Source organism: Halomicrobium sp. HM KBTZ05 (assembly GCF_041530035.1).
Taxonomy (GTDB): Archaea; Halobacteriota; Halobacteria; order Halobacteriales; family Haloarculaceae; genus Halomicrobium.
In genome coordinates this window covers 1,545,644-1,565,186 of sequence record NZ_CP168057.1, presented here as the reverse complement: position 1 = coordinate 1,565,186, position 19,543 = coordinate 1,545,644, and the positions used below count along the sequence as shown (strand labels likewise).

The 19,543-nt window shown below is 65.9% G+C and carries 13 protein-coding genes; 7 read left to right on the top strand and 6 right to left on the bottom strand.

Annotated elements, in window-relative coordinates:
- Positions 1-47: 47 nt before the first annotated feature.
- Positions 48-500 (top strand): universal stress protein, encoded by a 453-nt coding sequence (locus tag ACAH01_RS08165; protein WP_372478853.1) that lies wholly within the window; start codon positions 48-50, stop codon positions 498-500.
- A 19-nt stretch (positions 501-519) separates the two neighbouring features.
- Here ACAH01_RS08165 and ACAH01_RS08160 read toward each other — a convergent pair whose 3' ends face one another.
- The 3 genes from ACAH01_RS08160 to glpA are packed head-to-tail and all read right to left on the bottom strand — an operon-like array spanning position 520 to position 4,878.
- Positions 520-1,905, bottom strand: coding sequence for an anaerobic glycerol-3-phosphate dehydrogenase subunit C (locus tag ACAH01_RS08160; RefSeq protein ID WP_170094468.1), 1,386 nt, complete (start codon positions 1,903-1,905; stop codon positions 520-522).
- Positions 1,902-3,170: a glycerol-3-phosphate dehydrogenase subunit GlpB gene (glpB, locus tag ACAH01_RS08155; RefSeq protein ID WP_372478852.1), complete on the bottom strand. Its 1,269-nt coding sequence runs from the start codon at positions 3,168-3,170 to the stop codon at positions 1,902-1,904. The genes ACAH01_RS08160 and glpB overlap by 4 nt, the downstream gene beginning before the upstream one ends.
- A complete protein-coding gene (glpA, locus tag ACAH01_RS08150; RefSeq protein WP_170094470.1) occupies positions 3,160-4,878 on the bottom strand; it encodes an anaerobic glycerol-3-phosphate dehydrogenase subunit GlpA in 1,719 nt (572 codons plus the stop codon). Before glpA ends, glpB begins: the two co-directional genes overlap by 11 nt.
- A gap of 307 nt (positions 4,879-5,185) precedes the next feature.
- On the opposite strand from glpA, the gene ACAH01_RS08145 reads away from it, so the two are divergent.
- The 4 genes from ACAH01_RS08145 to ACAH01_RS08130 all read left to right on the top strand — a co-directional run bounded on the left by ACAH01_RS08145 (position 5,186) and on the right by ACAH01_RS08130 (position 11,764).
- Entirely contained in the window at positions 5,186-7,687 is a 2,502-nt protein-coding gene (locus tag ACAH01_RS08145) for an extracellular solute-binding protein (RefSeq protein ID WP_170094471.1), read from the top strand.
- A 125-nt stretch (positions 7,688-7,812) separates the two neighbouring features.
- Entirely contained in the window at positions 7,813-9,345 is a 1,533-nt protein-coding gene (gene glpK, locus ACAH01_RS08140; RefSeq protein ID WP_372478851.1) for a glycerol kinase GlpK, read from the top strand.
- 3 nt (positions 9,346-9,348) lie between these two features.
- Positions 9,349-10,434: a hypothetical protein gene (locus tag ACAH01_RS08135; RefSeq protein WP_170094473.1), complete on the top strand. Its 1,086-nt coding sequence runs from the start codon at positions 9,349-9,351 to the stop codon at positions 10,432-10,434.
- A gap of 151 nt (positions 10,435-10,585) precedes the next feature.
- Positions 10,586-11,764: a Cdc6/Cdc18 family protein gene (locus ACAH01_RS08130; RefSeq protein WP_170094474.1), complete on the top strand. Its 1,179-nt coding sequence runs from the start codon at positions 10,586-10,588 to the stop codon at positions 11,762-11,764.
- 12 nt (positions 11,765-11,776) lie between these two features.
- Here ACAH01_RS08130 and ACAH01_RS08125 read toward each other — a convergent pair whose 3' ends face one another.
- The 3 genes from ACAH01_RS08125 to kdgK1 form a co-directional block, all read right to left on the bottom strand.
- Positions 11,777-12,739, bottom strand: a complete 963-nt coding sequence (locus ACAH01_RS08125) for an ROK family protein (protein ID WP_153553578.1) — start codon at positions 12,737-12,739, stop codon at positions 11,777-11,779.
- A 141-nt stretch (positions 12,740-12,880) separates the two neighbouring features.
- On the bottom strand, positions 12,881-14,626 hold the full coding sequence (pyk, locus tag ACAH01_RS08120; protein ID WP_372478850.1) for a pyruvate kinase: 1,746 nt from the start codon (positions 14,624-14,626) through the stop codon (positions 12,881-12,883).
- A 114-nt stretch (positions 14,627-14,740) separates the two neighbouring features.
- On the bottom strand, positions 14,741-15,694 hold the full coding sequence (kdgK1, locus tag ACAH01_RS08115; protein ID WP_208625816.1) for a bifunctional 2-dehydro-3-deoxygluconokinase/2-dehydro-3-deoxygalactonokinase: 954 nt from the start codon (positions 15,692-15,694) through the stop codon (positions 14,741-14,743).
- A gap of 199 nt (positions 15,695-15,893) precedes the next feature.
- On the opposite strand from kdgK1, the gene ACAH01_RS08110 reads away from it, so the two are divergent.
- Together ACAH01_RS08110 and ACAH01_RS08105 are read left to right on the top strand one after the other, a co-directional pair.
- Positions 15,894-17,777, top strand: a complete 1,884-nt coding sequence (locus ACAH01_RS08110; protein WP_170094477.1) for a methyl-accepting chemotaxis protein — start codon at positions 15,894-15,896, stop codon at positions 17,775-17,777.
- 990 nt (positions 17,778-18,767) lie between these two features.
- On the top strand, positions 18,768-19,289 hold the full coding sequence (locus ACAH01_RS08105) for a hypothetical protein (protein ID WP_372478849.1): 522 nt from the start codon (positions 18,768-18,770) through the stop codon (positions 19,287-19,289).
- Positions 19,290-19,543 lie beyond the last annotated feature (254 nt).

The window sequence follows — 19,543 nt, the reverse complement described above, 5'->3', positions numbered from 1 at the left end:
GAAGCGGCCACCGAACGCTTTTGTACGATGGCATAGATGTCACGGGCATGGCGATAGAGACAGTCATGCTGGCACTCGGACACACCGACAGCGAACGCATCGACGAACTCACCGAGACGGTCATCGACATCGCCGGAGCCACCGGCGCGTCGGTGGTCCTGTCGCACGTGTTCACCCCAGAAGAGTACGACAACGCGACCGAACGACTCGACTTCAGCGATCCGGCCGACGCGGACGTCGACGAGGTGACGAGCCGACTCTCGATCGTCCGTGACGTCAAAGAGTCCCTGGAGGACGCGAAGATCGACTACCGGATCACCGGTCGAATCGGCGAACACGGCGCACGGATCGTCGACCTCGCGACCGAGGAAGGGGCCGATCACCTGATCGTCGGCGGCCGCCGTCGGTCACCGACCGGCAAGGCCGTGTTCGGATCGACGGCCCAGCACGTCCTGCTCGAATCGCCGTGCCCGGTCACCTTCGTCCGCGGCGATCACTGATACCGGCGGCTCTCCGCTCTCACTCGACCAGCGCCGCCGCGACCAGCTCGATCGGGTGGCGGATGTCGTAGCCGGTGCCGTGCTCCATCTGCATCGAGCAGGTGGGGCACTCGGTCATGCCGGTGGTGCTCTCGACGTCCTCCATGTGGTCGAACATCTCCTCACCGATGGCCATCGACTTCTCGTACTTCTCGTCTTTCCAGCCGTAGGTGCCGGAGATGCCCGAACAGGAGTCGCCCACGTCCTCGACTGCGACGCCGTCGAGATCGCGGAACAGCTCGACGGCCTGCCGTTCGAGCCCCTGGTTGCGGGCGTGACACGGCGCGTGATAGGCGAACTCTTCGGCGAGTTCGTCCCCGATCTCGGCGTCCTGGAGGGCACCGCGCACGTCCTCGTGGATCCGGAGGTACTCGATGGACTCGAACGTGTTCTCGGCCACGTCTTCGATGCCGTCGATGTCGAACAGCTCGGGATACTCCTGTCGCAGCGCCAGCGAGCACGACGTACAGGAGGCGATGGCGTCGTATCCCTCCTCGACCAGATCGGCCATCGAGGAGACGTTGACCTCGGCGTGGCGGCGGGCGTCGTCGAGCATCCCGTTGGCGAACATCGGCGTCCCCGAGCAGCCCTGTTCGGGCACGACGATCTCGTAGCCGAAGTGCTCGTACACTCGAACGAGGGCCCGCGCGACCTCGGGGGTGTTGTACTCGGAGTAACAGCCGTGGAAGTACGCGACCTTCTTGTCGGCGTCGAGGGGTTCGCCGCGGCGTTCGCGGGCCTCGCGAGCGCGCTCGCGGGAACCGGCAGCGCCGCCCTGAGCGGCCCACCACTCGGAGAACGTCTCCGTCGCGAAGGCCGGGAACTCCCGCTCGCTCGTGACACCGAGAGTCTTCTCCATGACCCAGCGGGCGGGCCCGAAGTTCATCGCGACGTTGGCGATCCGGGGGACCTTGCTCGCCAGCCACGCGGACGTGCGGTAGTTGGCGAGGATCCGGTTGCGCCAGTACTCCGTCGAGAGCTTGCTCATCTGCTCGTCGACGTACTCGCCGCGGGCCTCGTTGTGCATCTGGCTGAGCGGGACCCCCGAGGGGCAGGCGTCGTCACAGCGCATGCAGTTCGAGCAGTCCATGATGGAGTCGTCGATGGCGAACTCGTCGCCGTCGTCGGTCTGCTTGAGCCGCCACTGCTCTGGTCCCTGGAACTTCGGTCCCGGGAACTCGTCGTCGACTTCCGCGACCGGGCAGTTGGTGTCGCAGGTGCTACACTTCGTACAGGAGTCCGCGCCGGGTCGCAGGTCCATCGTCTCCTCGTCAGGGAACACCTGGACCGGCTCGAACTCCTCGCCCGTGTTCGGTTCTGTCGGTTCGAACGACTCCTCCGTCGGTGTATCAGCTGAATCACTCATGTCAGATCCTCCGTCGCCGCTCGCCCGGCCGCGTAGCCGGTCGCGATCGAGACGCCGCTGCCGGACTTCTCGGCCGCGAAGTCGTAGCCGCCGATCGTCGCCCCAGCCGCTCTGAGGTTCTCGAACTCCACGCTTCCGCTGGCCCCACGTGGCCGCAAGTCGCTCCCGACGTCGACGCCGAAGCGCGCGAAGGCGTGGTCGTCGAAGACGCCGTCTTCGAACCAGTCGTATCGGTCTCCCGGATGCGGGACGTGACAGTCGAAGATCGGCTCTCGCACGCCCTCGCGGTCGCTCTCGACGCCCTTGCTGACCAGCCCGCCCGTCGCGAGGACGTACTGGTCGGCGCTGTAGGGGACCCGAGAGCCGTTGCGTTCGACGACCACGCGTTCGATCCGGTCCTCGCCCTCGTAGTCGACGACGGGATTGCCGACCTCGTAGCGCGCCCCGGACCGGTCGAGTGCATCGAAGAGGCGGTCTTCGAGTCGGAGTCCCGGCAGCGAGGGCGGTCCCATCGGGACTTCGAAGACGGCCACTCCGAGCTCCTCGGCCAGTGTCGCCCTGACGGCGTCGGTGTGATCGTCGCCCAGCACCGCGGGGAAGCCGACGCGTTCGTGGCCGTCGAGGTGGGAGGCGACCCGCTGGGCGAGCGCGCTCCGGGTGTCGACCTTCCGGCCGTCGACCGCGACGGGACTGTTCTGGTCGAGCAGCTTCGCGTACCGAGTGACCTTGGCGTCGGCCTGGAGGTCTCCGGGGAACGTGATCGTCACGCCGTCGGCCGAGAACGGCGCGCCCGCGGCCTCGACGTGACTCGCGGCGAGCGGTGCGTCGAAGTCGACCAGCCGCTCGAAGCCGACCAGGAGCGTGTCCCGGTCGTCGCTTGCGACGCCCTCGGCGGCTCCGGCGGGGTAGCGGGCGGTCGGCTTGACCGTCCCGCCGTGGGTCGGCAGTAGTGCGTTTGTCTCCGTGTGGTCGCCGTGGTAGCCGTCGACGGTCTCGTCGAACAGCGCCATCGCGTCCCGAACCGTCTCGACGCCCACGATCCGGTAGGGGTGGTCCTCGTGGAGCTCCGGAATCGCGTCGTACGGATCGACGACGACCTCGTCGCCGACGTACCCGAGCACGTCGATCAGTCCGGAGGCCTGCCGGAGCGAGCTCTGCTTGTAGGAGACCAGGCGCACGTCCGCACCCGCGCGGGCGGCCGCGATCGCGCTCGTCACGCCCGCGAGCCCGCCGCCGACGACCAGCACTTCCGAGTCAATCGCCATCTGCGGCCTCCCCGACGGTGTCCGACCCCAGGCGACGATCCGAGCCCGGTCCGCTGTCGAAGGCGGCGAAGTCGACGGGATGGGTCGCCGGATCGTGGTCGCGGTTCTGCGTCGTCGCGTGCAGTGCGTAGTTGATCATCGCCTGCTGGAGCTGGTTCCCCCAGAGCGCGTGGCGCTGTCCCTTCCACCGTTCCTGTAGCAGGTCGTCCCAGGAGTCTCGAACCGTCGCCTCGTCGAACTCGGGGTGGAGCTCGCCGGCCAGGCGATGGATGCAGAAACCGCCCTGACAGTTGCCCATCGACGCTCGGGTCCGGATGCGGGTCCCGTTGAGGTCCGCGCCGGCCTGTGAGATCGCGTCCTGTACTTCCGCGCGCGTGACGCCCTCGCAGTTACACAGCACCGGGTTCGGCTCGCCGGTGCCGAGCACCTCCTCGGCCCGCGATCCCAGTCGCTCGACGCTGCGCCGGCCGATCGGCGAGCGCAGGCCGAACTCGTCCATGTAGTCTCGCAGCACCGAGAACTCCTCGCTGCCGGGCAGGGGCACGTCCGCAGTCCGGCAGTCGGCGTCCATCCCGAACTTGGCGACGACGTGGTCGGCGATCTCCTCGCCCATCATCCGGTAGGTCGTGAACTTCCCGCCGACGATGGTCGTCATCCCCGGCAGACCGTCGCGTTCCTCGTGGTCGAGCAAGAAGTAGTCTCGCGTGATGTCGGTCGGGTCTTCGCTGCCCACTTCCGGCGGTTCGTACAGCGGGCGCACGCCCCAGAACGACCGGATCGAGCGCGCGTCGGCGAGCATCGGCACCAGTTCCGAGAGCGTCTCGATCATCTGGTCGACCTCCCACTGCTCTTCCGGGTAGTCCTCCGGGTCCTCGACCTCCTCGTCGGTCGTCCCCAGTATCGCCGTCGTCTCGTGGGGGACGATGATGTCCGCGTCGCCCTTGGGCCGACAGCGGTTGATGACGGTGTCGACCTGCCGGACGTTCATGATCGTCATGACGCCCTTCGAGGGCCGGACGGCCACGTCGAGGTCGGCCATGTCGCCGATCCGGCCGGCCCACGCGCCCGTCGCGTTGACGACGTGGTCGGCCCGGATCGTCTCTCGGCCCGACTGGACGCCGTGGACGCGCTCGCCGGACTTGGCCCCGTGTTCGACCTCGACGCCGACGATCTCGCCGCTCTCGACGAGCAGATCGGTGACCTTCGAGTGGGTCTCGATGCGGGCACCGTGTTCCTGTGCGCTGGCGGCGTTGGCGACGACGAGCCGGAACGGGTCGACCGCGCCGTCGGGGACGGAGATCGCCTTGTCGACGTCCGTCGCGAGGTGGGGCTCGCGTTCGCGTGCGCGTTCGCCCGAGATCACCTCTGCGGGGATGTCGCAGTCGGTACACCCCTGTAGTTTCTCTTCGAAGTACGATTCGGAGTCTTCCGGACGCTTGACGAACATGCCACCGGTCATCTCGACGCAGTGGCTCGCGATGTCGCGTAACACGCGATTCTCTTCGATACACTCGCGTGCGCTCTTCTGGTCGGAGACTGCGTACCGGCCGCCGCTGTGGAGCAGTCCGTGCATGCGCCCCGTCGTGCCGTGTGTGAGATTCCCCTGCTCGACGAGGGTCACGTCGGCCCCGCGCATCGCGAGGTCTCGCGCGACGCCCGCGCCGGTCGAGCCACCTCCGACGACGACGATTCGTGGTGTCGATGCCATCTATATTCGGAGTCGTTAGGTCGCCACCCACTTTACTTCACCGACGAACGGACACCGACAGTAAAACTAGTGATCGTTAACACGATTTCGGCGCGTCGTGCGGACGATGCTCGCCGACGCCGACTGTCTCGCTGGCTCTCGGCGCTGCTGATCGGGATACGTCTCCTGCAAACCGGGCGGTACCACCGCTTTAGACGCCGACGTACTATCTTTATCTACCTTATACATCTACCAATAACTATTATATACGTACGGTATGGACCTGCTACGTATCGTATGTTCATCACGACCAGGAGGCGCGTTATCGATGTTTGACTGGCGATCGACGAACTCGACCGAAGCGGAGACGCGCTCGGACGGCGGCGAGGCGGTCGAAGACGACGAACAGGCACGAACGAGACAAGAACTCGAACGGCAACTCTCCGAGGCACGCGCGCAGCGTGACGAAGCGATCGAGGACCGCGAACGGATTCAGGAGACTCTGACAGCGGAACGCGAACGAGCGGAGACACTGGAGCGTGCGATCGAGGATCTGACTTCGGTGGTCGCGGCCAACGCCGAGGGAGATCTGACGGCGACGCCCGGCGACGCCGACGTAGCAGTGGTCTCGGAACTGTACAGTGCCTACCGGGATCTCATCGCCGAGTGGCGCGACACCGTCGAGACGGTCTCGGTGTTCGGCGAGCAGGTGGCGTCGTCGACCGAGCAGGTCGACGAGCGTCTCGACTCCGTGAAAGGTGCGAGCCGCGAGGTGAGCGAGGCGGTCGACGGCATCTCGTCGGGCTCCCATCGACAGAGCGAGCGGATCAACGACATCGCCGACGAGATGGAGGCCCTCTCGGCGACGATCGAGGAGATCGCAGCGTCGGCCAACGAGGTCGCGACGGCGACCGGCGACGCCGCGGCCCAGGGCGATCAGGCCCGGTCCTCGGCGACGGAGGCCAGATCCGAACTCGAACAGCTCGCGGCGCGCTCCTCGGAAACCGTCGAGCAGATCGAGCGGCTCAACGACCTCCTGACCGAGATCGAAGACATCGTCGAGTTCATCACCGACGTGGCCGACCAGACCAACGTTCTCGCGCTGAACGCGAACATCGAGGCCGCCCGCGTGGGCGAGGACGGCGAGGGCTTCGGTGTCGTGGCCAGCGAGGTCAAAGAGCTGGCCAGCGAGACGAAGCGAGCGACCGCAGAGATCGAAGAGTCGATCGACCGAGTCCACGAACAGGCCGAGGCGACCGTCGAGACCGTCCACGAGACGAGCGAGAGCGTCGACCGGACACACGACACCGTCGAATCGGTGACCGACGGTCTCGAACGCGTCGTCGAGCAGGTCGAGGAGATCGACACGAGCATCCAGGAGATCGACGAGGCCACTGACAGTCAGGCAGCGTCCACCCAGGAGATCGTCTCGATGGTCAACGCCGTCGGCGACATCAGTGACGACACCGCCTCCGACGCCGAGGTCGCGGCGACGGCAGCTAGGACACAGACGACCGAGCTTGCCGAGGTGTCGACGCGCGTCTCGACGCTGGCCGAGCGGGCCGGCACGCTCGAATCGACGTTCGACGACTACGAACTCGCCGACGAGACCGCGGACGAAGACGCGACCGTCGTGGAGTTCTGGCACGCGATGGGCGGCGAGAAGGGGCTGTTGCTGGAGGAACTGGCCCGCGAGTTCGAGGCCCAGACCGACGGCATCCAGCTCTCGTTGTCGTCGAAGGGGAGCTATCGTGGAACCCTCGACGCGGCACTGACGGCGGCCGAGAACGGATCGCCACCGGCGATCGCCCAGATCTTCGAGATCGGGACCACGCGAGCGCGCGACAGCGGCCAGTTCGTGCCGGTCGAACAACTGCTCTCCCGAGAACACGTCGATTCGCTCCTCGACCCGGTAGCGAACTACTACCGGTTCGACGGGACGTTGCACTCGCTCCCGTTCAACGCCTCGAATCCGGTCCTGGTGTACAACCGCGACGCGTTCGAGCGCGCGGGACTCGATCCCGACCGGCCGCCCGAGACGCTCTCGGCGGTGCGGGACGCCTCGGAACGCCTCGTCGACGCTGGCGTCTCCGAGTACGGCATCACGTTCGCGAACTACTCGTGGTTCGTCGAACAGTGGTTCGCGGAAGCGAACGAGCCGCTGGTCGACAACGACAACGGACGCGCCGGACGACCGACGACGGCGAACCTCGGGAGTCAGTTCGGCCAGTCGCTGTTCGAGTGGTGGCGCGACATGTCCGAATCGGGGTATCACTACGACCCCGGCATCGAGGCGCGAGGCGCTGCCAGAACCGCGTTCCACGACGGAGACGCCGCGATGCTCATCGGATCGACCTCCTCGCTGACGGGGATCGAGTCGGGCGCGACGTTCCCGGTCGGAACGGGACGATTCCCGGTGCTCGACGACAGGACGGGCGTGCTGGTCGGCGGCGCGTCGCTGTGGGTCGGTGCCGACCACTCGACGGCCGTCCACGACGCGGTCGGCGAGTTCCTGACCTGGCTCACCCAGCCCGAACAACAGCAGCGCTGGCACCGCGAGACCGGCTACTTCCCGGTTCACGAAGGGGCGATTCCGGAACTGCGGGCGGCGGGGTGGTTCGAGGAGAACACCCACTACGCGACGGCACTGGACCAGCTGATGGAAACGACCGACACGATCGGGACCCGCGGAGCGCAGATCGGCCCGTTCGACACGGTTCGGACGATCATCGAGGAGGGCGTCGAACGGCTGTACACCGCAGACTCGACGGCCGAGACGCTGGAATCGATCGACGAGCAGATCGCGGCGACGCTGGACTCGTACCAGTAGCGGTCGTTTCTGCGGATGATTTACTGACGGTTCGACAGCGCCAGTAACATTTATAATGATTGCCTATGTTGTTTATCGATAGAGCGGAACAGCAGATAAAGTTTCGCCCCACGGAGTACACAACGATGTCAGACACATACGTCGGTGCGATCGATCAGGGAACGACCGGTACCCGCTTCATGGTGTTCGACCACAGCGGCAGCGTCGTCGCCAACTCGTACGAACAGCACGAACAGATCTATCCGGAGCCCGGTTGGGTCGAACACGATCCGACCGAGATCTGGGAGAACACGAAGGCCGTCGTCACTGCTGGCCTCGACGCCGCCGACCTCGATGCCACCCAGCTCGAAGCGATCGGGATCACGAACCAGCGAGAGACCACGATCGTGTGGGACAGAGAGACCGGGCGGCCGATCCACAACGCGCTGGTGTGGCAGGACCGACGGACGACCGACCGCGTCGAGGAACTGGAAGAAGCGGGCAAGATCGAGATGATCCGCGAGAAGACCGGGCTGGAGGCCGACGCCTACTTCTCGGCGACCAAGACCGAGTGGATCCTCGACAACGCCGAACCCCTCAAGCTAGAGAGTGCCCGCACGCGAGACCTCCGTGAGCGTGCCCGCGACGGCGAACTCCTCATGGGGACGATCGACTCGTGGCTGATCTACAACCTCACGGGCAACCACATCACCGACGTGACCAACGCCTCTCGGACGATGCTCTACGACATCGAGGGGCTGTCGTGGGACGCGGAACTCCTCGAAGAGTTCGGCGTTCCCGAAGCGATGCTCCCCGAGGTGCGTCCGTCCTCCGACGAAGCGACCTACGGGACCACCGACCCCGACGGCTTCCTCGGTGCCGAGGTCCCCGTCGCCGGTGCCCTGGGCGACCAGCAGGCCGCCCTGTTTGGTCAAACCTGCTTCGATGCCGGCGACGCGAAGAACACCTACGGCACGGGCTCGTTCTACCTCATGAACACCGGCGAGGAGGCCGTCGAGTCCGATCACGGACTCCTCACCACGATCGGCTTCCAGATGTCCGGCGAACCCGTCCAGTACGCACTGGAGGGGTCGATCTTCATCACGGGCGCGGCGATCGAGTGGCTCGAAGACGTCGACCTCATCAAGAACGCCGCACAGACCGCAGAGCTCGCCCGCTCGGTCGATTCGACCGACGGCGTGTACATGGTGCCGGCCTTCACCGGGCTCGGCGCACCACACTGGGACGGGCGCGCACGCGGGACGATCGTCGGGATGACTCGCGGCACCCGGAAAGAGCACATCGTCCGTGCGACCCTCGAATCCATCGCGTACCAGACCCGAGACATCGCCGAGGCGATGGAGGCAGACTCCGGCGTCGAGACGACGACGCTGCGCGTCGACGGTGGGGCCGTCAAGAACAACTTCCTCTGTCAGCTCCAGTCCGACATCATCCAGACGGAGATCTCTCGGCCGGAAGTCGACGAGACGACCGCGCTCGGCTCGGCTTACGCCGCCGGCCTCGCCGTCGGCTACTGGGACACGATCGACGAACTGCGGGACAACTGGCAGGTCGACCGCAACTTCGAGCCCGAGATGGCACCGGAGCAGGCAAACAAGATGTACGGACGCTGGGACGACGCCGTCGAACGCTCGCGGGACTGGGCACAGGAGGAATAACGAATGCTCGAGGTCCTCCTGCAACTGCCGATCATCGACATCACCGCCGAGCGCTTCGCCACCCTGCTCATCGCGGCACTGGCCGGCGGTGCGTTCGGTGCCGCCCTGGGTGCGCTGCCGTCGTTCATCTTCACGGGGTTCGTCGTGTTCCTCGGCGAGGGGATCGCGATTCTCCAGCGAGAGATCGGCAGTCTCCCGGACGTTCCGGACGGCGAGTTGGCCACGGGTATCACCGGCGTCATCGGCTTCGGGATGGTCACCGGCCCGCACGTCGCCTTCGCTGGCGGCGTCGCCGCTGCGGCCTACGCCGGCAAGAAGTACCCCGAGATGGAGCCGGCCGGCTGGGACTACCACTTCGGGAAGAACATCTCCTTCGCTCACGGCACCAAGCCAGACGTGCTGGCGGTCGGGGCAGTGTTCGGTGCCCTCGGGATGATCATCACCCGCGTCATGGGCGGGATCGGCTTCCCGACCGACAACATCGCGCTGTCTGTCGTCGCGACGGCGTTCATCGCTCGCCTCGTCTTTGGCTACCCGCTGGTCGGCAAGGTGGCCGGATCGAGCCTGCTCGACATGTCGCCGTTCGAGCGCGAAGAACCGCGCCGGATGGCCGACGGCGGCGAAGTTCCGGCCGAGCACGAAGGGCGACTGGCGACCGAGCCGTGGCTCCCCCACCAGTACAAGTGGTCGGGCGTCACCGTGATCGGGCTGGTCACCGGCGTCCTGGCGGGCTACATCTGGCTGGAGACCGGGAGCGTCTTCCTCAGCTACGGTATCTCGGCGGCGAGCCTGCTCTTCCTCGCCCTCGGGATCGAGAAGATTCCCGTCACACACCACATGACGCTGGTCGGTGCCGTCGGTGCGGTCCTCGCGGCCGACGTGATCGCGAGCCCGCCGGTGATCCTGCTGGTAGCGGCCCTGTTCGGCGCGATCAGTGCGCTCCTGGGCGAGGTGACCCAGCGACTGTTCTACTCGCACTCGGGCACCCACGTCGACCCACCCGCGATGGCGATCGCGATCGCGATGCTGGCGGTCGGCGTCCTCTACCTGGCGAACGTCCTCCCGAACGCCGGCTACCTCGGACTCTGATCGCCACATCGACAGGAGAGATGGCACAGCTATCCACCCGGTTCGGCCGACGCGCTCGTCGTCCGACCGACGGGGACGACTGGATACCGGACAACCCGGGTCCTTTTAATAGTGTAGACGATATCACTCACAACGCCTCCCAGGATCGCTCATGGATATCGACGCGAGAATAAAACGACGACAGCGCCGGGGCGGTGGCCCCCGACTGATTCAGGACTACGAATCGCTGTCCCCGGTCGCACACATCGACGATCCGTCGGACCGAGGCCCCGTCTTCGAGCGACTGCTCGATCACCTCGATCCGGTGTTCGACGGCCGCTTACCGCCCAACGCCTACGTGTCGGGGCCGTTCGGCTCCGGGAAGTCGGCGATCGTGACGGCACTGTTCTCGCGGCTCGGACGACTCTCGACCGAACAGCGGTCGGTCATCCACACGAGTACCCGCGCGGCAGCGCCGCCCTCTCCGGAGTTCGTCTATGTCGATCTGCGTGAGACGACGAGTCGGTTCGCGTTCTACCACCGTGTGCTCGACGGACTCGTCGACGACCGGGTTCCCGAACACGGGATCAGCACCTCGGAGCTTCGCCGTCGGCTCCACGAGATGCTCGGAGCCGCGAGCATCGGCGTCGTGATCGCCGTCGATCACGTCGGTGAACAGGGCAGCACCGACGCCGAGGCGCTGATCGACCTCTTCGCGGGGCTGCCCAGCAACGTGAGCTGGCTGGCGATCGGACGAGACGACCCCGAAGAGACACTGTTGACCGAGTACACGGCGACGACGATCCCAGTCGAGCCGTACCGTCGACAGATGCTCGTCGACGTGTTGATGACGCGTGCATCGGACGGACTCGCTCCCCAGGCGCTGAGCCACGAACAGGCCCGTACGATCGCCGAGTGGGCAGACGGCAACGCACACGACGCGCTGGCGGCGCTGTTTATCGCGGCCGACGACGCGAGTCAACGGGAGGGGACGCGCGTCGGCCAGGACGACGTCGAGGCCGCAATCGAGCAGATCCCACGGCCCTCGGTGTCGCTGGCGAGAGTGCTCGCGCTGCCAGACAACAAACAGCGCGTCCTGCGAGAAGTCGTCGAACTCGATTCGGCCGATCGAGAGTCCGTCACCGCGACCACGGAGGCGATCGCCGCGAAAGCGACCGTCGACCTCTCGCCGGGAACGGTCAAGCGGTACCTCTACGAGATGGCCGAAGGCGGAATCGTCGAACGCGTCCAGTCCGGCCTCGAAAGCGGGAAGGGGCGACCGCCCAGCCGCGTGGAACTGCGCTTTCCACCGGCGGCGTTTCGCCGCCTCTACGATCTGGAACGGGGCTGACCGCCTCGGCGATTACCGCTCGCCGGTGCCGTCGGTGATCGCCGAGGCGAGCGCGCCCATGACGACGATGTCTTCGCCCAGCGTCGTGAGCTTCACGTCCGGGATGTTTCCGAACACCATCTCCGAGAGTTCGTCTCTGATCGGGTCGAGGACGGCGTCGGGGTTGTTCAGCGCCACTGCGCCACCGACGTAGACCACGAGCGGGGCGTACGCCTGGACGACGTTTGCGATCCCGATGGCGTTGAGGTGGCCGACCTGCCCGATGACGTACTGTGCGAAGTCGTCGCCGTCCCGCGCACGGTCGAACACGTCCGCCGCGTCGAAGTCGCCGCTCTCGATCGGGAGCGCCGTCTCCATCCCGTCTTCCGTGTGGAGCTGCATCGCGTACTTCGGGATGTTGTTGCCCGAACAGTACGCCTCCCAGTGGCCGTCCGAGCCACAGCCACACGTCATCACGCCGGCCGGGTCGAGAGTCATGTGCCCGACCTCACCGGCGTTGCCGTCCCAGCCGTCGACGACGTTGCCGTCGACGGCGACGCCGGCACCGATCCCCGAGGAGATCGTCAGGTACACCATATCGTCGGGGTTCCGGTCAGAGAAGAAGCGTTCGCCGATCACCCCGGCGTTGGTGTCGTTGTGCAGGTACACGCGTTCCGAGTCGATCAGGTTGCCGACGGGGCCGGTCAGCGGGATCCGACCGATCGAATCCGGGAGGTTCGCGGGTCCCTCGACGATCCCCTCGGCGAGATCCAGTGGTCCGATCGATCCGATACCGGCGGCGACGACGGAACTTGGCGATACGTCGGCGTCGTCACAGGCGTTGCGGAGACAGTCGAGGATCGCCTCGGTGACGGCGATCCCGTTCGGCCCTCGCGGTGTGGCCTGCGTATCTGACCCGAGTTCGCGGGCGGACTCGTCGCCGACGACAACGCGGATGTTCGTCGCGCCGAGATCCACCCCTGCGTATGCGGCCATGATATTGGATGGGTGAACCCTTCGATACTTAACTGCACATATTCACACCGCCGGCTGTCTCTCTGTGACGCATTTTCCCGTCGTGGGTGGACAATACGGTAAAGCAGTGACGGCCAGCGATCTCACTGCCGGCTCGTGTCGCTACGAGCGGTCGTCTTCGGTGGTGTCCTCGTAGACGATGCCACGCTCTGCGTCGAGCGTGACCTGCGTTCCGTCCGCCAGGTCCGGGAGTTCGGCGTTGGCGATCATCGGGATCGAGAGCTCGCGCGCGACGATCGCAACGTAGCCCGTCGTCCCGTCGTGGGCGTCGACGATGCCGCCGATCCGTTCGACCTCGCCGTCGAACTCGCCGTCGAAGTCCGCGGCGATCGAGATCACCGCACCGTCGGGCACGTCGGAGAGGTCGCCGTCGGGCACGTGATAGACCGGCCCCGACACCAGCCCGTCGACGACCGAGCGGCCGTTGGCGATCCGTTCGGCCGCGACGTGGACCTTCAGGAGGTTCGCCGTGTTCATCCCTTCGAGTTCGGTCATCATCCCGGAGAGGACGACGACGGTGTCGCCGCCGTCCGCTGCCTCCGTGTCCAGGGCCGCCTGCACGGCGTTCTGGATGATCGCGTCCGCACCCTGGGTCGTGTACTCCGTCGAGACGGGGATGATCCCCCACGAGAGGGCGAGCTGTCGCCGCACCTCGTCGCTGGGCGTCGAGGCGACAATCGGAATCGACGGTCGGTACTTGGCCGACTTGAGGGCGGTGTAGCCGGATTCGGAGGCAGCGACGACTGCCGAAGCCCCGATGTCCCGAGCGAGGAACCGGGCGGACCGCGCCAGCGCGTCCGTTCGCGTCTCGCCCGCGGCCGGGACCTGTTGCTCGCGATTCTGGTCGTACTCGGGGGCCGACTCGACGTCGCGAACGATGCGGTCCATCGTCTCGACGACGCGGACCGGATTGTCGCCGATCGCGGTCTCGCCCGACAGCATCACCGCGTCGGTGCCGTCGAGGACGGCGTTGGCCACGTCGGAGGCCTCCGCGCGGGTCGGCCGGCGCTCGTGGATCATCGAGTCGAGCATCTCCGTCGCCGTGATGACCGGCACGCCTGCTTCCTGGCACTTGCGGATGATGCGCTTCTGGAAGATCGGCACGTCTTCGAGCGGGCACTCGACGCCGAGGTCTCCACGCGCGACCATCACGCCGTATGCGGCGTCGACGATCGAATCGAGGTTCTCGACCGCGCCGGCCCGCTCGATCTTGGCGATGATCGGGATGTCGATGCCGCGCTCTTCCATCTCGGCCTCGATCTCGTAGATGTCTTCGCCCGAGCGGACGAACGAGGCGGCCACGAAGTCGGGCTCTTTCTCCGCGGCGACGTCGAGTTCTCGCCGGTCGTTGTCCGTGACGGCGGGCAAGTCCAGCTCGACGCCGGGGACGTTGACGCCCTTGCGGGCACCGAGTTCACCGCCGTTCTCGACGGTCGCGTAGACGGAGTCGCCGTCGACGCGGTCAACCGTCGTCTCGATCCGACCGTCGTCGAGCAACACGCGATCGCCCGGCTGGACGGACGTGATCGACAGCGAGAGGCCGACGCGCTCTGGCGTCGCCTCGTCTGACTGGACGAACTCGACCGTCGAGCCCTCGTCCAACTGGATCGGCTCGCGGATCGGAGCCGTTCGCACCTCTGGACCCGGCATGTCGAGCATCGACGCGACCGGCCGCTCCGTGGTCGCGTCGACCTCTCGGATCCGGTCGATCATCTCGCGGCGGTGCTCTGGCGTGCCGTGGCTGGCGTTGAGCCGTGCCACGGACATGCCGGCCTCGGCGAGACCGCGAATCTGCTCGACCGACTCCGTCGCCGGTCCCAGCGTACAGACGATCTTCGCGCTACGCATCGGGTCGTCCTCCGTCGATTGCAGAGAGCTTCCGAACAACCATACGAGAGCGTACCCGGTCAGGGGATAAGAAGGTTATCGACCAGTCGAATACTGCAGCCTCGACGCCGTGGGTCACCGAGAGATGTCCGCGGTTCCGCCCTCGATGACGGCCGCCACCTCCTCCGGCGTCACGACGGCGATGTCGCCGGGGATCGACCGCTTGAGCGCGGCAGTGCCGGCGGCGTACTCCAGCGAGGTTTCGACGCTCTCGCCCGCGACGTACTGCGAGAGGAAGCCGCCCACGAAGGAATCGCCGGTGCCGACGGGGTGGGCGCTCGTCGCCTCGAACGTCGGCTGTTCGTGGATCGTCCCGTCGGCGACGGCCAGTGCCGGCTCGGACCCGCGCGTGAGGATCGTCACTTCGAAGTCGAACTCCTCGGCCAGTCCCCGGGCGATCGACGCCGCCTCGCCCGTGCGCCCGAGCACGTTCTCGGCGTCTCGCTGGGCGACGATCAACACGTCGACGTGGGGGAACAGCTCCGTGAGCGTCTCACGGGCGTCGTCGGGCTCCCAGAGCTTCGACCGGTAGTTCACGTCGAAGCTCGTCAGCGTGTCGGCGTCGGCAGCCGCTTCGAGCAGCGTCTGTGTCGTCGCCGCCAGGGTCTCGGACAGTGCTGGGGTGATACCCGTGGTGTGAAACGCCGACGCCGAGCGGATTCGATCGACCGGGAGCTCGTCCGGCGTCGCCGTCGTCACCGCCGCGTCGGCCCGGTCGTAGATGACGTTGTTCCCGCGTGGGGACTCTCCCGATTCGAGGTAGTAGGTCCCCTGTCGCCCCTCGTCGCTCCAGACGATGTCGGTCTCGACACCGTGGCTCGCGAGCTCGCCGGTGACCCGCCGGCCGACCGGGGAGTCAGGGAGCTTCGACACCCACGTCGCGTCCAGGCCCAGCCGCTGTGTGGCGACTGCGACGTTGCTCTCTGCACCCGCGGCGCGAACGACGTACTGGTCTGCGGTTTCGATCCGTTCGTCGCCCGGCGGCGACAGCCGGAGCATGGTTTCTCCGAAGGTAACGAGATCCGTCATATAGGAGCGTCAACTCGCCCCCGGTATAAAATCCGCCGGATTCCCGAGTCGGGGGCCGACACTGTGACACACTCCAAAGGCTTTTGTATTCAAATAATACACACAAACCTATGCGAAACAGCGACGTGTCGCCAGCGGATGGCACAACGACGGGCGTGCCCGTTCGCGGCGAACAAGCTCTCACTGGTGGTGGGACACGATGAGCGACACAGAGTCGTCTTCCGAAGGCATCGTCCAGAAGATCACGCCAAACTTCATCAGGCGGAGCTTCGCGCTGAAGTTCGGGCTCGTCCTGCTGGTGATGGGGCTGTCGGTCGGCATCATCGGGTTCGCGGCGACCGAAGAGGTCCGGACCCAGACACAGGACAACGTCGAAGAACAGTTCCAGAACACGGCCGTCCAGCAGAGTGACATCGTCGAGCAGTGGGTCACACAGAACAAGCTGTCGACGAAGCTCATCTCGAATCAGGATCAGTGGGGTGACGACGAGACGGATCTCGAACTCGCTCTCGAAAACGAGCTGTCACGGCTGCCGGCCGACGCCAGGAACGTCCACCTGCTGGAGACGACGCCGTCGGGGTCGTCCGTCGTCGCCAGTACGAGCCTCCGTGCGGACTCGTCGGCGCTGTCGGCGAACCTCCGGTGGACGTCCGAGATGGAGCGCAGCGACGCCAGCCAGGTGCTCGTCTCTGACGTCTACCGCGACAGCCAGGACAGTGCATCGACGATCGGATTCGCCAGCCCGGTGCCGGCCTCCCAGAACCGCATCCTGGTCGTCGAGTACCGACTCGACGAACTCGCCGATTCGATCAATCCGGCCGAAGACGAGTCCGCGCGATTCACACAGGTCGTGGACAGCCACCGAACGGTCGTCGTCGACCAGGCCTACGCCGGCAACAGCGACCGAGAGGGGATGACGCTGTCGACGTACCCCGTCCAGCAGACGGTCGACGACGCGAACGCGCTGCGGGGCACACAAGAGAGCGCCAGCGTCAAGACGGCGATGGCACCCAACGGCGACCTCGGACTGAACGAGGAGTACACCGTCGGCTACGCGCCGGTCTCTGGAACTGACTGGGTCGTCCTGACCCACGCACCGTCCTCGACGGTGTTTGGCTTCGTCGAGGACGTGCAGCTGTACGGCCTGATCGCGACGGCCAGCCTTGTCGTCTTCATCGGCGGCATCGGTGCGGCCCTCGGCTGGAGCACCTCGTCGTCGATCGATACGCTCACCCGGAAGACCGAAGAGATGCGGGAGGGCAACCTCGACGTCGAACTGGACACGTCACGGATCGACAACATCGGCCAGCTGTACGACGGCTTCGCCGACATGCGTGACGCACTCAGAGAACAGATCGACGAAGCCGAGCGCGCACGCAAGGAAGCGGAAGTTTCGCGCGCGGAAGCCATGGAGATGAGCAACTACCTTCAGGAGAAAGCCACCGATTTCTCCGTCGCCATGGAGCAGACCGCGGGCGGGGACATGACCACGCGAATGGAGCAGGACGGGGAGAACGAAGCGATGGACACCATCGCGAGCGAGTTCAACGCCATGATCGAGGAGTTGGAGAAGACGACCGGCCAGCTCAAGAGCTTCTCCGACGAGGTCGCGGAATCCGGTGACGTGGTGTTGCAAAGCGCCGAGTCCGTCCGTGACGCCTCCGAGCAGGTCGCCGAGTCCATTCAGAAGATCTCCGACGACGCCTACGAGCAGAAAGACCAGCTACAGACGATCTCCGAGGATCTCGACGAACTGGTCGAGACGCTCGAAGCCCTCGAAGCAGAGCAGCAAGCGGTCGACCTCGGTGACTCGCTCACCCAGTTCCGCGCCGTCGCGACCCAACTGCAGGAGGCTGCAGACACCAGCGAGCAGATGATGTCCGAGTCCGAGACCGTCGCCGGTGCCGCCGAGGAACAGGCCGCCGAACTCAACGAAGTGTCCTCGCGTGCCGAACAGCTGAAACGGTACGCTCGACCGCTCGGGGACATCCTCGACCGCTTCGAGACGGAAGCCGAACACGAGTTCGTCTTCTCCGGCGGACCGTCACAGACGACGCGCACGCAAGAAGAGAGCGAAGACTGACGACGCGGTTCCGGATTCTCCCGATCCGTCGTTTCGGTGCTGCCGTCGGGACCAGCACTTCTCGGCCTGACTGATACGCTGTCGTGTTCTATCGCTGGCTTCGTCTCCCTCGTGAGACGGGCGGGCTGGGACGACGCCGCGAATCGTGCGTCTCGAACTTCGGCACCATCGCCACTCTCGCCGTCTACGAGCGTCGGCGACGTTCTGAACTGGTCGCTCGACTCGCTGCTGGACTGACGTGCCTCTGAGACGTACTGTTCACTGGCGTTCGAACCCTCATTGCGTATAGCACTATGCAATTTATTTGTTCCACTGTGGCCACCTCCGACGGGCGGAAGTGACAAAAAACACCCACGCACAGCGACCGAAAGCGAGCAACGAGGGGAAAACGCCAGCGCCAGCATGACATCCACGGCCCGCTGCCGGGCAGTACCCGACGAGGACGGTCAGAAGCCGTCGAGAGGCCAGCGATAGGATCGCCCGCACCGATCGCCGCGGTACTGATGTGGCGTCGAGATCCGTCGCCAACTGCCACGCTGTAACGACGATCGACTGTGCCAGACAGCGGTGTCCAAATAGGGGCTGACCGAAGCAACTGGAAAGCACCGCAAGCCCACGCTGGGTGGACCCTCACGGTGTCGCCGGCCGATTGAACCGCGGCCCTTGCAAGAATCTCGCCGATACCTGTACGCGGCCGCAGCGCCGTTCGAACGGGCTGAGGAGCGGAGTCCTGGTGCAAGCACGCAGAGCGTGGTTCGAGAGGGCCGACGGCTCTTCCCCTCGACAGCGAGTCGCCGGACCGCAAGCGCGAGGGCGTCGGCGTCTACGAGTCGGCAGAGACCGCGGCTTCTCTGAACACGACCTTCCGGACTGCCGGTACATTCGTTATCCCGCCGCCTGTCGCTCGAACACTGGCTTCGCGGGCTTCGCCCGAACGCCCGTCGAGAACGCTCACTTCGATCGAGCCCCGCTACAAACCACACACCGACCATGACGACAGACACGCCTTCTCCGGAGGTCGAATCGATCGTCGACTACGAGCGCCTCGCTGCGGACGATACGATTCCGTATCACGAGCAGCGAGATGTCGTCGACGCGGCAGTCGTCGAACAGGTGAGAGACCTTCCAGACCTCGCTTGCGTGGGCATCACGAACCCAGCGGGCGAGCTGCTTCTCCGACGGCAGACAGACACCTGCTCGTGGAAGCTCCCCGTCGAGAACGTGGCACCGGACGAGGAGTTCACGACTGCGATCGTCGATCACGTTCGGGCGACGATCGGCTTCGAGATCGGGCTGACGGCGATCGAAGGCATCTGGCAGGTCACCGAAACGGACGACGGCGAACAGACCGCGACTCGGGGATTCGTCACCGTCCGCGGCGTCCCCCTCTCGGGAGAGTACGACCTCACCGCCGTGGAACCCACTGGTGAGTCGGTCCACGCGGCCGAGTGGTTCGACGAACTGCCCGCGGACGTCGACGCAGTTCCGGGCACTGACGTATGCTTGGACTGAGTGGCGGCGTCGAAGCGCGTCCGTCTCTCGGGACTGCTACCGTCGGCCGCAACACTGTGAACGGCTGGACGGCCACGAGGCCGAGATGACTGCCGACGGATACAGTCGGTGTGGACTCCCGGCTGTCGAGTGTCGCCGCGACGGGCAGCCGTCCAGTTTTCCATTCGGTCGTCGCTTACTTCGGACACAGAGAACGCTCAGAGCCGTGAGCGATCGGCACCGTAAGAAACCTCGTCCGACGCGACCGGTCGTGC

Bases quoted from the DNA above. Each gene is read 5' to 3' on its own strand.
- ACAH01_RS08165 (WP_372478853.1), top strand. From the start codon at position 48: ATGGCGATAGAGACAGTCATGCTGGCACTCGGACACACCGACAGCGAA.
- ACAH01_RS08160 (WP_170094468.1), bottom strand. From the start codon at position 1,905: ATGAGTGATTCAGCTGATACACCGACGGAGGAGTCGTTCGAACCGACA.
- glpB (WP_372478852.1), bottom strand. From the start codon at position 3,170: ATGGCGATTGACTCGGAAGTGCTGGTCGTCGGCGGCGGGCTCGCGGGC.
- glpA (WP_170094470.1), bottom strand. From the start codon at position 4,878: ATGGCATCGACACCACGAATCGTCGTCGTCGGAGGTGGCTCGACCGGC.
- ACAH01_RS08145 (WP_170094471.1), top strand. From the start codon at position 5,186: ATGTTTGACTGGCGATCGACGAACTCGACCGAAGCGGAGACGCGCTCG.
- glpK (WP_372478851.1), top strand. From the start codon at position 7,813: ATGTCAGACACATACGTCGGTGCGATCGATCAGGGAACGACCGGTACC.
- ACAH01_RS08135 (WP_170094473.1), top strand. From the start codon at position 9,349: ATGCTCGAGGTCCTCCTGCAACTGCCGATCATCGACATCACCGCCGAG.
- ACAH01_RS08130 (WP_170094474.1), top strand. From the start codon at position 10,586: ATGGATATCGACGCGAGAATAAAACGACGACAGCGCCGGGGCGGTGGC.
- ACAH01_RS08125 (WP_153553578.1), bottom strand. From the start codon at position 12,739: ATGGCCGCATACGCAGGGGTGGATCTCGGCGCGACGAACATCCGCGTT.
- pyk (WP_372478850.1), bottom strand. From the start codon at position 14,626: ATGCGTAGCGCGAAGATCGTCTGTACGCTGGGACCGGCGACGGAGTCG.
- kdgK1 (WP_208625816.1), bottom strand. From the start codon at position 15,694: ATGACGGATCTCGTTACCTTCGGAGAAACCATGCTCCGGCTGTCGCCG.
- ACAH01_RS08110 (WP_170094477.1), top strand. From the start codon at position 15,894: ATGAGCGACACAGAGTCGTCTTCCGAAGGCATCGTCCAGAAGATCACG.
- ACAH01_RS08105 (WP_372478849.1), top strand. From the start codon at position 18,768: ATGACGACAGACACGCCTTCTCCGGAGGTCGAATCGATCGTCGACTAC.